This window comes from Stenotrophomonas sp. VV52 (genome assembly GCF_002893095.1).
Lineage (GTDB): Bacteria > Pseudomonadota > Gammaproteobacteria > Xanthomonadales > Xanthomonadaceae > Stenotrophomonas > Stenotrophomonas aracearum.
Genome location: NZ_PKQQ01000008.1, coordinates 193,211 through 209,459, shown reverse-complemented (window position 1 = coordinate 209,459; position 16,249 = coordinate 193,211). Strand labels below are relative to the sequence as shown.

Below are 16,249 nucleotides of genomic sequence, written 5' to 3'. Positions count from 1 at the left end.
CGTGCGGCTTGGTGCGCTCGAACTTACCCTTGGCCATGGCTGCTTATCTCGAAATCGTCTGAATGGTGGCACTTAGATGGTGCTCACGAAAGGAATCGAACCTTCGACCTCCTCCTTACCAAGGAGGTGCTCTACCGACTGAGCTACGTGAGCGAGTTTTGAATTATGGCACGAATTTGAATATATTCAAACTCATTCAATGGAGCGGGAGACGGGGATCGAACCCGCACCATCAGCTTGGAAGGCTGAGGTTCTACCATTGAACTACTCCCGCAACGGAAGCTCTTGCCACAACTGAAACTACGTGAAACTGGTGGAGGGAGGTGGATTCGAACCACCGAAGGCGTAAGCCAGCAGATTTACAGTCTGCCCCCGTTGGCCGCTTGGGTATCCCTCCTTACCACCCTGTCCCTGGCGCCGAAGCGTTTTCGGTGTGGGGTGGAAGAGCCGTGAATTTTGGGGGTGAATGCGGGTTCTGTCAACAACCTTTTTGAATTTTTTCACACCAATCGCGCAAACGCCGCAAATACGGCCTATTGGCCGGGAAGCGGCAGCGTTTCATCGTCGAAGATGGCCACGTGCGGCACGCCGTCGGCGCCGATCCAGCCGCGATACATGCCCTGCGTATTGAATGGCGTGGCGGCGCGCCCATCGGCGGAGAGCACGATCGCACCACCGTCGCCGCCGAGCGCGGGGATGCGCGTGTTGATCACGTCACGCGCTGCCTGTTCCGGTCCCTGCTTGAGATATTCCATGCGTGCGCAGATGTCATGCGCGGCCGCAGTGCGGATGTAGTACTCGCCCCAGCCGGTGCCGGACACGGCGCAGGTGGCGTTGGCGTAGGTGCCGGCACCGATGATCGGCGCATCGCCGACCCGGCCGTAGCGCTTGTTGGTCATGCCGCCGGTGGACGTACCGGCTGCAAGGTGGCCTTCTGCGTCAAGCGCGACCGCACCGACGGTACCGAAGTGCTTTGCGGTCTCCAGGTCGGCATGCGCCTGGCCGCTGGCTTCTTCCTTCAGCGCACGCTGCAGCTGCTGCCAGCGCTTTTCCGTGCGGAAGTACGCGGGATCGACCAGCGTCATGCCCTGGCTGGTGGCGAACGCTTCGGCGCCCTGCCCCACCATCATCACGTGCGGGGAGTGCTGCATGACCGCTTCGGCAAGCAGGATCGGATTGCGCACGCGCTGCACCCCGGCCACGGCGCCGGCCTTGAGGGTGGCGCCGTCCATCAGCGCGGCATCCAGTTCATTGCGGCCGTCATGGGTGAAGACCGCGCCCTTGCCGGCATTGAAGGTGGGGTCGTCCTCCAGCACGGTGATCGCCGCGGTCACCGCCTCCAGGGCCGGCTTGCCGGCGGCCAGTGCCTGGTGACCCTGCAGCAGGGCCTGGCGCAGGGCGTCGCGTGCGGCCTTTTCCTCGGCCGGCGAGAGATCCTTGCGCTGCACCCCTGCCCCACCATGGATGACCAGGACGGGATCGGCAGCCAGGGCCACCGTCGGGGACAGGCACAGGGCAAACAGCAGGGCGGAGCGCAGGCGCATGGGGGAGAGTCCGGACCAAGGGGTGAAGCGACCATCATGGCCCAGCCCCGGCCCGGCAGGCACCGCCTGTTCGTCATGGGTGACGCGTCATGCGCTACCTGAAGCCCGGCGACTGGCGGCCTACGTAAAAAAGGCGTTAAATGCGCGCCGCCCATCCACCGAATGTGAATGGGGGGTCTTGGCCTCCCTCGAGGCCCACTTTTCTTCCGAGAATTCTCATGCGTAAACAGGCGATGGCGTGGTCGATCCAGCTGGCGTTGATGGGCGTGGCCGCAACGGCGGCCGCGCAGTCCCCGGCCGCTCCCGGGGTGCAGCAGCTGGATACGGTGCAGGTCACCGGGTCGCGCATCCCGCGCGCGCAGGTCGAGGGACCGGCGCCGGTCACGGTGATCACCGCCGAGCAGATCCAGGCCAACGGCTTCACCAGCGTGCCGGACGTGCTGCGTTCGATGACCCAGAACGGCGGTGAGACCCAGAGCCAGCAGTCGTCCAGCGGTGCCGATTTCTCGCCGGGCGCGCAGCAGGTCGACCTGCGCGGGCTGGGCCCGAACCACACCCTGGTGCTGGTCAACGGTCGCCGCATCGCCGATTTCCCGATGCCGTTCCAGGGCCGCAGCAACTTCACCGACGTGTCCAACATCCCGCTGGGGATGATCGAGCGGATCGAGGTCTTGACCGGCAGTGCGTCGGCGATCTACGGCTCGGACGCGATTGCCGGCGTGGTCAATTTCATCCTGAAAAAGCAGGTCGATGGCACCACGGTCGACGTGCGCATGGGGACCACCAGCGAAGGCGGCGGCGAGTCGTTCGACATGAGCATCGCCAGCGGCTTCGACAGCGGCCGCTTCAGCGCGGTGTACAGCCTGGAACTGCAGTCGCAGACGCCGCTGTGGGCGTATGAGCGTGCGCAGCAGGATTCGACCCTGGACGCGCCCACCGAGAGCGCGCGCGCGGCCCGTCGCGCCTACCTGCGCACGGACTACAACGACGATTACCTGGACCCGGGCCAGGCCACCTGCGATGCGCTGGCCGGGCAGAACAAGGGCAGCACCTATTACGCGGAGCGGCCGCGCTACGGGTTCTACTGCGGCAGCGACCGTTCGATCGGTTACGGCACGATCCTGAGCAAGCGCCGCGGGGCCAACGGCTATGCGTCGCTGCGCTACGCCTTCGACAACGGTGCGGAGTGGTTCGCCGACGTGCAGCTGGGCTACCACGACATCGCGCTGATGCGCGACGTGACCCAGTGGGGCCTGATGGCGGCCGACGGCAACGAGGACGGCTACTTCTTCAACCAGGCCACCGACCAGGTGGAGTTCTGGCAGCGCCAGTTCTCGCCGGAGGAAATGGGCGGGCTGGACAGGGGGATGATCCGCAGCACGCAGAAGACCTTCAGCGTGACCACCGGCTTCAAGGGCGCGCTGGGCGCAGCGTGGGACTACGAGGCGTCGCTGAGCCATTCGCAGTACCAGTCGTCGATCCGCTGGCCGCAGATCATCGCGGCAAAGGCCAATGATCTGTTCCTGGGCCCGCAGCTGGGCGAGGACGACGACGGCTTCCCGATCTACAACGCGGACCCGGCACGCCTGTACCGGCCACTGAGCCGCGCCGAATACGATTCGATCGCGGCGCGCACGACCTATACGCCGAAGTCGCGTACGGACACGGCGGCGTTGACGCTGACCAACGGCGAGCTGTTCGAGCTGCCGGGCGGCAAGGCCGGGTTCGCGGCGACGGCGGAGTTCGGCAACCAGTCGTACGCGCTGAATCCGGATCCGCTGGCGACGCAGTACTACTACTACAGCTGGAAGGATTCGGACGGACACGGCAGCCGCAACCGCTGGGCGACGGCGGCGGAACTGCGCCTGCCGCTGCACGAGACGCTGAACGTGAGCGTGGCGGGCCGCTTCGACCAGTACCGCTATTCGGGCAATACGATCGGCAAGGCGACGTGGAGCGGCGGGATCGAGTGGCGTCCGATCGAGACGTTGCTGGTGCGCGGTTCGTACGGCACGGCGTTCCGTGCGCCGGACCTGCACTATGTGTACGCGGGCCCGGGCAATGATGAGACGAGCGCGAACGATTACTACGCGTGCGCGGTGGACGGTGCGGACGATTGTTCGGACTACGAGGAGAACCTGATCCGCACGCGCGAGGGCAACCGCCAGCTGGATCCGGAAACCAGCACGTCGTGGAGTGCGGGGCTGGTGTGGTCGCCGGCGATTGGGCTGGACCTGTCGGTGGACTGGTTCGACATCGACATGCGCGACCAGGTGCAGGACATGGACGTGAGCACGATCCTGCGCGACGAGGCGGCCTGCCGCCTGGGCGACGCGGACGCGGCGTCGCCGACCTGCGTGGACGCGGTGAACCGGGTCACGCGGACCGACGATGGGCGGCTGTACGGGGTGCATGTGAGCCCGATCAACATCGCGCGGGAGACGACGCGCGGGATCGACGTGGGGGTGCGCTACCGGCTGGGCACGGGGATCGGCGATTTCATCCTGAGCGGCAACCATACGTGGGTGCAGCACCATGATTTCCAGCAGTTCGCGGGCGATGTGGTGGAGGACCAGTTCGCGGTGAACAGCGGGTTCGACATTCCGCGCACGAAGACCAGTGCGAGCCTGACCTGGGAGAACGCGGCCTGGTCGGCAACGCTGTACGGTTCGCGCCTGGGCAGGCTGCCGACCTACGACAGCTACGACCAGAGTTTCGACTGGGAGAGCGGCGACAGCCCGTGGATGAAGGCGACGTACCGCTACAACCTGTCGCTGCAGTACCGCTTCGACGACCATTCGCGCCTGTCGCTGTCGGTGGTGAACCTGTTCAACAAGATGCCGCCGAAGGACGCGACCTACACGCCGTACCCGTACTACGACGTGTCCTGGTTCGACACGGTGGGGCGTACGATCAACCTGCAGTACACGCATAAGTTTGGTGGTACTGCGCTGTAAGCCTTGTTGTTTTGAAAGGCCGCTGACAGATCTGTCGGCGGCCTTTTTTTTGGGTTGCACGCTGTACCGTGTCGCCGGGCCCTGCCCGGCTGCTGTTGGATTCAGGCGAACAGCCCTCGTCTGTGTGGTTTCCCTGGTCAGGGCCGCCGGGTGCGGGTTTGTGGGGGACGCTGCAAGTACGTCCATGTAAGCTCATCGCCGCATCCATGCGGCTCGTGCCCCCTCAAACCCACCCCCGCCGACCCTCCGACAGTTGGCAGGTGAGTCACCGAAAAGCGGTAGAGCCGGGCCTTGCCCGGCTGCTCTTCCTCACCGCACACGACCCTGTATGGGGGCGGCCGACGGGTAGCCCCCGGAGGGACGCTAGAAAACATGGATGTTTTCTAGCAGCCCCCATGGATGGGTTCACGGCGTGTCCCGGAGCGGGGCTGCCCGGCGGCCGCCCCTGCACGTAGCGACTGAGACGCTGCTCTTCGCGGACGATCAGGTTTTCCACACTACGCGTGGAAAGCAGTGGGGGTTTGCTGTGGACAAGTCACGTAAGCCACGCGGCGCAACGCTCTCGAACGGTGGTGATTTTTTGTCCAGAAGCTGCACGGGTTTTCCACACCGTTCGTGGAAAGCCATGGGAGTTTGCTGTGGACAACTCCGTTGAAGACTGCGCTGCAATGGTTTCGAAGCGTGGTGAATTATTGTCCAGGCCAGAACGCAAACGCCCCGCACGAGGCGGGGCGTTCGGGTCGATCTGCGCGGGCGCGGATCAGACGTTGAAGCGGAAGTGCAGGACGTCGCCTTCCTGGACGCGGTATTCCTTGCCTTCCAGGCGCAGGCGGCCTGCTTCCTTGGCACCGGCTTCGCCCTTGTACTTGATGAAGTCGTCATACGCGATGGTTTCGGCGCGGATGAAGCCCTTCTCGAAGTCGGTGTGGATCACTGCGGCCGCCTGCGGCGCGGTGGCGCCCTTGCGCACGGTCCACGCGCGGACTTCCTTGACGCCGGCAGTGAAGTAGGTCTGCAGGCCCAGCAGCTTGTACGCCGCGTTGATCACGCGGTTCAGGCCCGGCTCGCTCAGGCCGAGATCGGCCAGGAACGTGTCGCGGTCTTCGTCGTCCAGCTGCGACAGCTCTTCCTCGATCGCCGCGGAAACCGGCACCACCATCGCGCCCTCGGCCGCTGCGTGCGCACGCACCGCTTCCAGGTGCGGGTTGTTCTCGAAGCCGTCTTCCAGCACGTTGCAGATGTACATCACCGGCTTCAGCGTCAGCAGGAACAGATCGCGCACCAGCGCCTTCTCTTCCTCGTCCAGGCCGACCGAACGGCCAGCCTTGCCGTCGGCCAGCGCCGCCTGCAGCTTGGCCAGCACCGGCTTGCGTGCCGCCGCATCCTTGTCGCCGCCCTTGGCCGCGCGCTCGGCGCGGTTCAGCGCCTTCTCCACGCTGTCCAGGTCGGCCAGGGCCAGCTCGATGTCGATCGTCTCGATGTCCGAGATCGGATCCACCTTGCCCGCCACGTGGATGATGTCGCCATGCTCGAAGCAGCGCACCACGTGCGTGATCGCGTCCACCTCGCGGATGTGGGCCAGGAACTTGTTGCCCAGGCCTTCACCGCTGGCCGCGCCGGCAACCAGGCCGGCGATGTCGACGAACTCCACCGCGGTCGGAATGACCTTCTGCGGATTGATGATCGCCGCCAGCTCGTTCAGGCGCGGATCCGGCACCGGCACGATGCCCACGTTCGGCTCAATGGTGCAGAACGGGAAGTTGGCCGCCGCGATGCCCGCCTTGGTCAGCGCGTTGAACAGGGTCGACTTGCCGACGTTGGGCAGGCCGACGATGCCGCATTTGATACCCATCTTTGACAACCTCTGGGGTGAAAGTGATTGGTGAAACGGCGCACGCGCCGCTTGGCCAATCCGTTTCGCGTCAGCGCTGCGTATGCAGCCGCTTCATGGCTTCGTTGTAATCGCCCTGCACCGCCAGCGGCAGCACGTCGATCGCATCGTCGATGGCACGGGCCGTCAGGATCTCGTCCTCCTTGGACGGGCGTCCCAGCACCCAGCCCACCACGCGGTCCTTGTGACCGGGATGACCGATGCCGATGCGCAACCGATGGAATTTTCCGTGGCCCAGCAGGCGCATGGTGTCGCGCAGGCCGTTCTGGCCACCGTGGCCCCCGTCGAACTTCAGGCGTGCCACGCCCGGAGCCAGGTCCAGTTCGTCATGCGCCAGCAGCGTGTCCTCCGGCTCGATCTTCCAGAACCGCTGTGCGGCGGTGACCGACTTGCCACTGAGGTTCATGAAAGTGGCGGGCTTGAGCAGCCACACCGGCTGGCCGGCGATGTCGACCCTGGCGGTCTCACCGAACAGCTTGCTGTCCACGCTCCAGCGTGCGCCCGCTTTCTCAGCCAGGGCCTCAACGAAATGAAACCCGGCATTGTGCCGGGTCCGGGCGTGTTCCGATCCGGGGTTGCCCAGACCGACGATAAGTCGCAATCCTGCCATTGTCCCTTCCAGCACGGTGCCTGCCCGAAGGCAGGCACCGATGGGTATTACTCTGCAGCCGGCGCTTCTTCGTCAGCCGCTTCGCCCTTGCCGTGCTTGGCAGTGACGATGGCGTCGTCGTGGTCCTTGCCCTGGGCAAGGGCCGGGATCTCAACGCCCTTCGGCAGCTTGATGTCCGACAGGTAGACCACGTCGCCCGCCTTCAGGTCGGCCAGGTCGACGTCGATCGATTCCGGCAGGTCCTTCGGCAGGCAGCTGACGGTCACTTCCTTCAGTTCGTGGGTGACCACGACGTCGGCAGCCTTGCCAGCCGGCGAGGTGTCTTCGTTGATGAAGTGCAGCGGCACGTTGGCGGTCAGGGCCTGGTTCTCGTCCACGCGCAGGAAGTCCAGGTGCATGATCAGCTGCTTGTGCGGGTGGCGCTGCATGTCACGCAGCAGGACCTTGGTGATCTGGCCGTCCAGGTTCAGGCTCAGGATCGACGAGTAGAACCACTCGTGCTGCTGGGCAAGCCAGGTAGCGTTGTGGTCCAGGCTGATGGCGACCGGTTCGGCGTTGCCGCCGTACACGATGGCCGGGATCACACCGGCGTGACGCAGGCGGCGGCTCGCACCCTTACGCTGCAGTTCACGCTTGGTGACCTTGATTTCATGGGTCTTCGACATTTTCGTTCTACCAGTTGTTGCCTTGCCAGGATGGCTTGGCGGTGAAAGGCACGTCCGCGACCAGACGTGCCGGAAAAAACTCAGTCCACGTACAGCGAGCTGACCGACTCGCCGAAGGCGATGCGGCGCATCGTCTCGGCCAGCATTTCCGCCACGCTGAGCTGGCGGATCTTGCTGCACACCCGCGCCTCTTCACGCAGCGGGATGGTGTCGGTCACCACCAGCTCGTCGAGCTGGGAGTTGTTGATGTTGTCCACCGCCGGGCCCGAGAGCACGGCGTGGGTGCAGTACGCCGCCACCTTGAGGGCGCCGCGCGCCTTCAGCGCCGCGGCAGCCGCACACAGGGTGCCGGCGGTGTCGACGATGTCATCGACCATCACGCAGGTCTTGCCTTCGACGTCACCGATGATGTTCATCACGGTGGAGACGTTGGCGCGCGGACGGCGCTTGTCGATGATCGCCAGGTCGGCGTCGTCCAGGCGCTTGGCGACGGCGCGCGCACGCACCACGCCACCCACGTCCGGGGACACCACGATCAGGTTTTCAGTGCCGTACGCGCGCCAGATGTCGGCGAGCAGCAGCGGCGAGGCATACACGTTGTCCACCGGCATGTCGAAGAACCCCTGGATCTGGTCGGCATGCAGGTCCACCGTCAGGACGCGGTCGGCGCCAACGGCGCTGAACATCTTGGCGGCGACCTTGGCGGTGATCGGCACGCGCGAGGAGCGCATGCGGCGATCCTGGCGCGAGTAGCCGAAATACGGCACCACGGCGGTGACACTGTTGACCGAGGCGCGCTTGAGCGCATCGATCAGGACCAGCAGTTCCATCAGGTTCTCGGCGCTCGGCGCGCAGGTCGGCTGGATCACGAAGACGTCCTGCTTGCGGACGTTCTCTTCGATTTCGACCTGCACTTCCCCGTCGGAGAAACGCGACACCAATGCCTTGCCCGGCCGCACCCCCAGTTCCTTGCAGATGCTCTGCGCAAGGCGCTTGTTGGCGTTGCCGGAAAATACCAGCAGGTTCGGGTGTTCTTGCATCATGGCGGTCTCGGGCGGGAGCGATTGGCGGAGAACTGGCGACAACACTGCGGCCGATCAACCGTGTCCGCGCAGGCCTGCGCCGGAAAACGCGGTTGACGTCCGCAAGTGGCAGGGGCGGGAGGATTCGAACCTCCGAATGCCAGGATCAAAACCTGGTGCCTTGGGCCTCTTGGCGACGCCCCTGCATCAAAATCAATAACGCTCGAGTACATCAAGCAGTGGCGAGCGCTCCACGCCCGCAGCCACCCATGCCCGCAGTCCTTCCGGCAACTCCGCCAGGCCCTGCTCTGCAGCAGCGCGCGTGTCGAACTCGACGAAACAACCGCTTCCCGACCCGGTGAGTCGTGCCCGGCCGATGCTGTCCAACGCGATGAGCACTGCCTCGACGGCAGGTTCGCGACGGCGCAGTACCGGCTCGAACGCATTCCCGAGCAAAGACCCGGAAGCGAAGTCCGCTATTTTCGCCACTGGGGCGTCGCGCGTCAAATCCGGCGAGCTGAAAAGCGCAGCGGTGGGCACGTGGACACCGGGGTCGGCGATCACATACCAGGCCGGCGGCAGGGCCAGCGGGGTCAGCTGCTCGCCCACGCCCTCGGCCCACGCGTTGTGTCCGCGCACGAAGACCGGCACGTCCGCGCCCAGCTGCAGGCCCAGTGCGGCCAGGGTGTCGACGTCCAGGCCGGTGCGCCAAAGGTGGTTCAGGCCCACCAGTACGGTCGCAGCGTCGGACGAGCCACCGCCGAAGCCGCCACCGGCCGGAATTCGCTTTTCGATGCTGATGTCAGCACCCTGGGCGACGTTCGCATGTTTTTTGAGCAGAAGCGCCGCGCGCACGGCGAGATCGTCGGCCTCCGCCACGCCGGCCACCGAGGGACCGTCACGGCGCACCTTTCCATCTTCACGCACGCCGAGCCGCACCCGGTCGCCCCAGTCCAGCAGGCGGAACACGCTCTGCAGCGCGTGATAGCCGTCGGCCCGGCGACCGGTGATGTGCAGGAACAGGTTCAGCTTGGCCGGAGCCGGCCACCATGCCCCGTTGCCATTCAGGTCCGCAGCGCTCATGGGGCGTCGAGCACCCAGCCGTCCACCAGCAGGCGCACCTTGGCGTCGCCCTTGACCGCTTCGATCCGGCGCGGCAGCACCGGGCGGTCGCCTTCGGCCGGGTACCAGTCCAGGTACTGGATGTCCCAGCCCATCTGCTGGAAGCGGCGCGGACGCCCTTCCGCGTCGCGATCGACCTGTCCGGCGGCGCTCGCACCTTCGGCGACCAGGCCGCGTACCCAGTCCGGCAGCTGGTTGACCGGGATATCCCAGCCGGTGGCCTCCAGCAGCACCTGCTGCGCGTCCGCGCCCTGGCGCGGTCCGCCGTCGACGCCGTCCAGCCGGCCGCCGCCCTGTTCGCTGTCGCCGGTCAGGGTCCAGCTCTGCCGGGTCACCGGCGCGCTGAGCGACACCACGTACTGGCGCGCCTGCTGCCGCCAGTCGATGCGGCCGCTGCCACCGTTGCGCCCCTTGCTGACCGCGACCCGGCCTTCGAACGACCAGGCTGGCCAGGCGCGCACCTGCTCCACCCGCAGCGCCTCGGCCTGCGCCGCTTCGGCACTGACGGAGCTGACCACCTCCGGTGCGGCCGGCGCCTTGCGCGCGTCCAGCGACACGCAGGCCGACAACGACAGGGCCAGGGCCGCCGCGCAGGCGGCCTTCATCGACATCCACTTCATACGCCGTATTTCTCGATCACGCGCTGCAGCGCACGGTTGTCCGGATCCAGCCTGCGCGCCTCGTCGAAGAAGCGGCGGGCCTCGTCCTTGCGGCCGAGCACCCACAGCACTTCACCGACATGCGCGGCGATTTCCGGGTCCTTGGCCAGGGTCCAGGCCCGGCGCAGCTGCACCAGCGCCTCTTCCTTGCGGCCCAGGCGATACAGCACCCAGCCATAGCTGTCGACGATGGCGGCATTGTCCGGTTCGGCCACGCGGGCGCGGTCGATCAGCTCGAGCGCTTCCTGGTAGCGCGTGGTGCGGTCGGCCAGGGTGTAGCCCAGCGCGTTGAGCGCGGCCACGTTTTCCGGCTCGGTCACCAGGATCTTGCGCAGGTCGGCCTCGGCGCGCGGCACGTCGTCGCGACGCTCCCAGGCCAGCGCGCGGGCATACAGCAGCGCATTCTCGTCCGGGTAGGCGGCCAGGCCCCGGGCCAGCGCGTCCAGCTCGCCCGGCAGGTCGTTGCCGCGCTGGCGCAGTTCGGCTTCGAGCAGGTAGGCATCGCGCCGCGCTTCGTCGTCGATGCTGGCGTCGGACTGGAGCGCATGCACGCCGGCGAACGCCTTGTCGGTGCGGCCCAGTTCGTATTCGGCACTGGCCGCACGCAGGCGCGCTTCGGCGCGCTCTTCGCCGCCAGGCACGCTCAGGTACCAGTCCACCGCTTCGGCATGGCGCTTGAGGTACTCGGCGATCTTGCCGAGCAGCAGGCGCTGCGCCGGATCCGGCTTGGTCGCCTGCTTCGACAGGTCGGTGTACAGCGCCAGCAGCGCGGTGTCGTCCTTCTGCTTGGCCAGCAGGGAGGCCCGCATGCCCCAGGTCTGCACGTCCTGCGGGCCCACCGACAGCACCCGTTCGGCGGCCTTGGCATCGCCCATGGCGTCGTAGGCGATCGCCACCGCGTTGCGCAGCTCGGGGTCGGCGACGGTGCGCGGCTCGACCGCGCGCAGGGCGGCCAGCGCCTCGTCGGCCTTGCCGGCCTGGAACATCAGGCTGGCATTCAACAAGGCCACCCGCGGTTCGCCGGGGAACCGGCGCACCACTTCGTCGACCATGCGCCGGGCCAGCTCGGGCCGGTCCATGCGCATGGCCAGGCGGCCGAATTCCTGCCAGGGCTCCAACTGGTTGGGGATGGCGTTGTCGTCGACCAGCTGGCCCAGCACGTCGGCCGCGGCTGCCGGGTCGCGACCGCCACCGACCAAGGCGGCCAGCGCGAACTTCCAGCCGCGTGGGTCCGGATCGCGCAGCAGCGCGGCCAGCTCGGTGCGGGCGCCCTTCACGTCGCCCTTGCGCAGGTCCAGCGCGGCGGCGCTGCTGCGCATGGCCAGCGAGCGCGGCGCGCGTTTTTCCCATAGGGACAGCGCGCGGGTGGCCCTTTTGTCGTCGTCGGCCAACATGGCGATGCGGGTGGCCCGTTCGGCCAGGCCGGCATCGTCGCGGCCCGCCTCGGCCGCCTCCAGGTACCAGCGCGCGGCCTCGGCCAGCTTGCCGGCCTGCAGGGCAAACTCGCCGGCCATCACCGGGGTCAGTGAGGCCGGTTCGGCCGTGGCCGCCTTGTGTGTCAGCCGGGCAGAGCCCGGCGCTACGGCCGCTGCGAGGGCGTTGGCGGCGGCCAGGGACAGCAACAGAACGCTGGAGATGCGAATCAATGCGGGCATCGGGGGCTTCTGGCCTTAAAATGACGACTTGAATGGCCAGCAGCTTATCGCAAGCAACTGAACAATGACCCTGTGGGTGCTCGGACTGAATCACCAGACCGCGCCAGTGGAGCTGCGCGAACGCGCTTCCTTTGGCGGCGACGCCCTGCCCCAGGCATTGGCGTCGCTGCGCGATACCCCGCAGGTGGCCGAAGCGGTCCTGCTCTCCACCTGCAACCGCACCGAGCTGTACGCGGTGGCCGATTCCGCTGAGGCCCTGGCGCACTGGCTGGAACGCCATGCCGGCCAGCTGCACGGCTACCTGTACCAGCATGCCGACGCCGATGCGGTGCGCCACCTGTTCCGGGTCGCCACCGGGCTGGACTCGATGGTGCTGGGCGAGCCGCAGATCCTGGGCCAGGTCAAGGATGCCTGGGCCACCGCGCGCGACCACGGGCTGCTCGGCCAGCGCCTGGACCGGCTGTTCCAGCAGACCTTCTCGGTCGCCAAGCGCGCCCGCACCGATACCCGGGTCGGCGCCAATCCGATCTCGGTGGCCTCCACCGCCGTGCGCCTGGCGCAGAACTCGTTCGCGCGGCTGGAAGACTCCACCGTGCTGCTGGTCGGCGCCGGCGAGACCATCGAGCTGGCGGCCCGGCACCTGAGCGAAGGCCGGGTCCGGCGCCTGCTGATCGCCAACCGCACCCTGGCCCATGCGCAGGAGCTGGCCACCCGCCACGGCGGGGTGGCGCTGCCGCTGAGCGAGCTGGACCGGCATCTCGGCGAGGCCGACGTGGTGTTCTCGGCCACCGCCGCGCGCGAGCCGGTGATCGGCACCGCCCAGGTCGCCGCCGCACTGCGCGCGCGCCGCCACAAGCCGATGCTGCTGTTCGACCTGGCCGTACCGCGCGATATCGAATCCGGCGTGGGCGAGCTGAAGGACGCCTTCCTGTACACCGTGGACGACCTGGAGCGCGCGGTGGAAGACAACCGCCGCAGTCGTCGCGAGGCCGCCGCCGAAGCCGAAGCGATCATCGAGCTGCAGGTGTCGCGCTTTGTCGAGACCCAGCAGGCCAGCGCGCACCAGGCGCCACTGCGGCAGCTGCGCGCCTATGGCGAAGCGACCCGGGTGGAGATGCTGGACAAGGCCCGCCAGCAGCTGGCGCACGGCAAGTCGCCGGAAGAAGTGCTGGAGCTGCTCGCGCACGGCCTGACCAACCGCCTGCTGCATCCGCCGACCGCCGCGCTGCGCGCGGCCGCGCTCAGCGGCGATACTGAGCTGACCCGCGCCGCCGAGCGCCTGTTCCCGGCCAAGCCGGGCTACCACCACGCTGTTGAGAGGACCGATGACGCCGACCCTGCGCCGTAAGCTGGAAGCGCTGGCCGAGCGCCGCGAAGAACTTGAACGCCTGCTGGCCGACCCGGACGTGGTCGGCGACAACGAGCGCTTCCGCAATTTTTCGCGCGAGTTCGCGCAGCTGCAGCCGATCGCCACTGCCCTGGCCGACGAAGCGCGTGCGCTGGCCGACCTGGCGGCGGCCGAGGCCATGCGTGCCGACCCCGACCTGCGCGAGCTGGCCGACGAGGAAATCGCCGCCGCGCAGGAGCGCCTGCAGCAGCTCGACCACGACCTGGCCCTGCTGCTGGTGCCGCGCGACCCGCGCGATGACGGCAACCTGTTCCTGGAAGTGCGCGCCGGCACCGGCGGCGACGAGGCGGCGATCTTCGCCGGCGACCTGTTCCGCATGTACGCACGTTATGCAGAGCGCCAGGGCTGGAAGGTCGAGATCGAATCGGACAGCCCCGGCGAGCATGGCGGCTACAAGGAGATCGTGGCCCGCGTGGTCGGCCGTGGCGCGTACTCCAAGCTCAAGTTCGAGTCGGGCACGCACCGCGTGCAGCGCGTGCCGGCCACCGAATCGCAGGGTCGCATCCACACCTCGGCGGCCACCGTGGCGATCATTCCCGAGGCCGACGAGGTCGATGACATCGTCATCAACCCGGCCGACCTGAAGGTCGACACGTTCCGCTCCTCCGGGGCGGGCGGCCAGCACGTCAACAAGACCGAGTCGGCGATCCGGATTACCCACGTGCCGAGTGGCGTGGTAGTGGAATGCCAGACCGAACGCAGCCAGCACGCCAACCGCGACAAGGCGATGAAGCGGCTGAAGGCGCAGCTGCTCGACAGCGAGCGCAGCAAGCAGGCTGCGGCGACCGCGGAAAGCCGGCGCCTGCAGGTCGGCAGTGGCGACCGCAGCCAGCGCATCCGGACCTACAGCTTCCCGCAGGGTCGGATCACCGACCACCGGGTGGAAGGACTGACCCTGTACGACCTGCCCAACATCATCGCCGGCGAAATGGATGGCCTGGTCGAACGCCTGATCCACGAACACCAGGCCGACGAACTGGCCCAGCTGTCCGCCGGGGCGTGAGCATGGACCCGCAGCGCGCGCAGCTGCGCATGGCAGTTCAACGGCAGCCGCAGGACTTCATTGCCTGGGTGATGCTGGCCGATGCAGAGCTGGAAGCTGGGGACACCGGGGCCGGCGACCTCGCTGCCCAACGCGCGCTGCAGCTGCGCCCCGGCCATCCCGAGGCCCTGGCACGGCTGGGCCGGACCCGCTGGATGCAGGGCCGCCACGACGAAGCAGCCGCGCTGCTGCGACAGGCCGCGAACCTGGTGCCGCAGCATCCGGGCATTGCATTGTGGCTGGGCCATGCACTGGAAGACGCCGGCCAGCCCGAAGCGGCCGCTGACGCCTACCGGCACGCGCACCGGCTGCTGCCGGGCGAACCCTACATCACCGCGCAGCTGCTCAACTGGCAGCGTCGCCTGTGCGACTGGCGCGGGCTGGACGCGCTGGCGCAGCAGGTGAGGCAGGCAGTTGCGCAGGGCGCTGCGGTAGTCGAGCCCTTTGCCTTCCTCAACGAAGACAGCAGTGCGGCCGAACAGCTGGGCTGTGCGCGGCAACGCGCGGCCGGTATTGCCAGCGGCGTGCGCGCGTTGCCGGCCACGCGCGTGCGCGCGCAGGGTCCGCTGCGGGTGGGCTTCCTCTCCAATGGCTTCGGTGCGCACCCGACCGGCCTGCTGACCGTGGCGCTGTTCGAGCAGCTGCGCGTGCTGGGCGGGCTGGAGCTGCACCTGTTCGCGCTCAACCGCGATGATGGCAGTGCGATCCGCGCGCGCCTGCAGGCGGCCGCCAGCACACTGCACGATGTATCTGCCCTGCCCCACACCGGCATCGCCGAGCGCATTCGCGCCGCGGAGGTCGATGTGCTGTTCGACCTGCGCGGCTGGGGCGGCGGCGGCACCCCGGCGGTGCTGGCGATGCGCCCTGCCCCGGTGCAGGTGACTTGGCTGGCCTATCCCGGCACGTCCGGCGCAGCGTGGATGGACTACGTGCTCGCCGACCGCTACGTGCTGCCCGATGCATTGGCACCGGCCTTCAGCGAGCAGGTCCGCTACCTGCCACGCGCCTTCCAGCCGTCGGACAACACCCGCGTGCTGGAAGCGGTGCCGGACCGTGTGGCGTGCGGCCTGCCCGAACGGGGCGTGGTGTTCTGCTGCTTCAACAACAGTTACAAGCTCAACCCGCGCAGCATGCGTCGCGCCTTCGCGGTGCTGCAGGGCGTACCGGGCAGCGTGCTGTGGTTGCTGTCCGGTCCGGGCAACGCCGATGCGCGGTTGCGGGCGGCCGCGCGCGAGGCCGGCGTGGACCCGTCGCGGCTGGTGTTCATGCCGAAGCTGCCGCATCCGGTGTATCTGGCGCGGTACCAGCATGCGGATCTGTTCCTGGATACCCATCCGTACAACGCGCATACCACGGCGTCGGATGCGTTGTGGGCGGGGTGCCCGGTGCTGACGTGTCCGGGTGCGACCTTCGCCTCCCGTGTTGCCGGCTCGCTCAACCATCACCTTGGGTTGGCGGAAATGAATGTTGCCGATGATGCGACGTTTGTGGCGACCGCGATTGCGCTCGGCAACGACCCGCAGGCGATGACGGCATTGCGCGCGAAACTGGCGCAGGCGCGGGCAGACAGCGGCCTGTTCGACATGGCGGGTTTCGCGGTTGATTTCACCGCACAGGTCGAGGCCATGGCCACGGAACGCGGGTGGCAGGGGCGTTGACACGACCCGGTGTACC

The 16,249-nt window shown here is 67.6% G+C and carries 12 protein-coding genes and 4 tRNA genes; 4 read left to right on the top strand and 12 right to left on the bottom strand.

Going from position 1 to position 16,249, the window contains the following annotated elements; translation table 11 throughout:
* Positions 1-77 precede the first annotated feature (77 nt).
* The 4 genes from C2U58_RS14485 to C2U58_RS14470 all read right to left on the bottom strand — a co-directional run bounded on the left by C2U58_RS14485 (position 78) and on the right by C2U58_RS14470 (position 1,544).
* Positions 78-153: transfer RNA gene (locus tag C2U58_RS14485), tRNA-Thr, on the bottom strand.
* A 47-nt stretch (positions 154-200) separates the two neighbouring features.
* A tRNA-Gly gene (locus tag C2U58_RS14480) sits at positions 201-274 on the bottom strand.
* 37 nt (positions 275-311) lie between these two features.
* Positions 312-397: transfer RNA gene (locus C2U58_RS14475), tRNA-Tyr, on the bottom strand.
* 136 nt (positions 398-533) lie between these two features.
* Positions 534-1,544 (bottom strand): isoaspartyl peptidase/L-asparaginase, encoded by a 1,011-nt coding sequence (locus tag C2U58_RS14470; protein WP_102946474.1) that lies wholly within the window; start codon positions 1,542-1,544, stop codon positions 534-536.
* 218 nt (positions 1,545-1,762) lie between these two features.
* Here C2U58_RS14470 and C2U58_RS14465 point away from each other — a divergent pair, with 218 nt between their 5' ends.
* Entirely contained in the window at positions 1,763-4,501 is a 2,739-nt protein-coding gene (locus tag C2U58_RS14465) for a TonB-dependent receptor (RefSeq protein WP_102946473.1), read from the top strand.
* A gap of 760 nt (positions 4,502-5,261) precedes the next feature.
* Here the strand turns inward: C2U58_RS14465 and ychF are convergent.
* The 8 genes from ychF to C2U58_RS14425 form a co-directional block, all read right to left on the bottom strand.
* Complete coding sequence (gene ychF, locus C2U58_RS14460) at positions 5,262-6,353, bottom strand: redox-regulated ATPase YchF (RefSeq protein WP_102946472.1); 1,092 nt, start codon at positions 6,351-6,353, stop codon at positions 5,262-5,264.
* A gap of 70 nt (positions 6,354-6,423) precedes the next feature.
* Entirely contained in the window at positions 6,424-7,002 is a 579-nt protein-coding gene (gene pth / locus C2U58_RS14455; RefSeq protein ID WP_102946471.1) for an aminoacyl-tRNA hydrolase, read from the bottom strand.
* A 47-nt stretch (positions 7,003-7,049) separates the two neighbouring features.
* Positions 7,050-7,667, bottom strand: a complete 618-nt coding sequence (locus C2U58_RS14450; RefSeq protein ID WP_102946470.1) for a 50S ribosomal protein L25/general stress protein Ctc — start codon at positions 7,665-7,667, stop codon at positions 7,050-7,052.
* Between the two features lie 80 nt (positions 7,668-7,747).
* Positions 7,748-8,707 carry a ribose-phosphate diphosphokinase gene (locus C2U58_RS14445; RefSeq protein ID WP_026070235.1) on the bottom strand — a complete coding sequence of 320 codons (960 nt, stop codon included), beginning with the start codon at positions 8,705-8,707 and terminating at the stop codon, positions 7,748-7,750.
* 109 nt (positions 8,708-8,816) lie between these two features.
* Positions 8,817-8,893, bottom strand: a tRNA-Gln gene (locus C2U58_RS14440).
* 9 nt (positions 8,894-8,902) lie between these two features.
* The gene (gene ispE / locus C2U58_RS14435; RefSeq protein ID WP_102946469.1) at positions 8,903-9,772 is read right to left on the bottom strand and encodes a 4-(cytidine 5'-diphospho)-2-C-methyl-D-erythritol kinase; all 870 of its coding nucleotides are present in this window, start codon (positions 9,770-9,772) and stop codon (positions 8,903-8,905) included.
* Positions 9,769-10,431 (bottom strand): lipoprotein insertase outer membrane protein LolB, encoded by a 663-nt coding sequence (gene lolB, locus C2U58_RS14430; protein WP_102946468.1) that lies wholly within the window; start codon positions 10,429-10,431, stop codon positions 9,769-9,771. Before lolB ends, ispE begins: the two co-directional genes overlap by 4 nt.
* Positions 10,428-12,125, bottom strand: a complete 1,698-nt coding sequence (locus C2U58_RS14425; protein ID WP_102946467.1) for a tetratricopeptide repeat protein — start codon at positions 12,123-12,125, stop codon at positions 10,428-10,430. Before C2U58_RS14425 ends, lolB begins: the two co-directional genes overlap by 4 nt.
* Positions 12,126-12,189: 64 nt before the next feature.
* Between C2U58_RS14425 and hemA the strand changes: the two genes are divergently transcribed.
* The 3 genes from hemA to C2U58_RS14410 are packed head-to-tail and all read left to right on the top strand — an operon-like array spanning position 12,190 to position 16,233.
* Positions 12,190-13,473 (top strand): glutamyl-tRNA reductase, encoded by a 1,284-nt coding sequence (gene hemA, locus C2U58_RS14420; protein WP_102946466.1) that lies wholly within the window; start codon positions 12,190-12,192, stop codon positions 13,471-13,473.
* Positions 13,451-14,536 (top strand): peptide chain release factor 1, encoded by a 1,086-nt coding sequence (gene prfA, locus C2U58_RS14415; RefSeq protein WP_102946465.1) that lies wholly within the window; start codon positions 13,451-13,453, stop codon positions 14,534-14,536. The genes hemA and prfA overlap by 23 nt, the downstream gene beginning before the upstream one ends.
* The gene (locus C2U58_RS14410) at positions 14,533-16,233 is read left to right on the top strand and encodes a tetratricopeptide repeat protein (protein ID WP_102946464.1); all 1,701 of its coding nucleotides are present in this window, start codon (positions 14,533-14,535) and stop codon (positions 16,231-16,233) included. The genes prfA and C2U58_RS14410 overlap by 4 nt, the downstream gene beginning before the upstream one ends.
* The last annotated feature ends 16 nt before the right edge of the window (positions 16,234-16,249 follow it).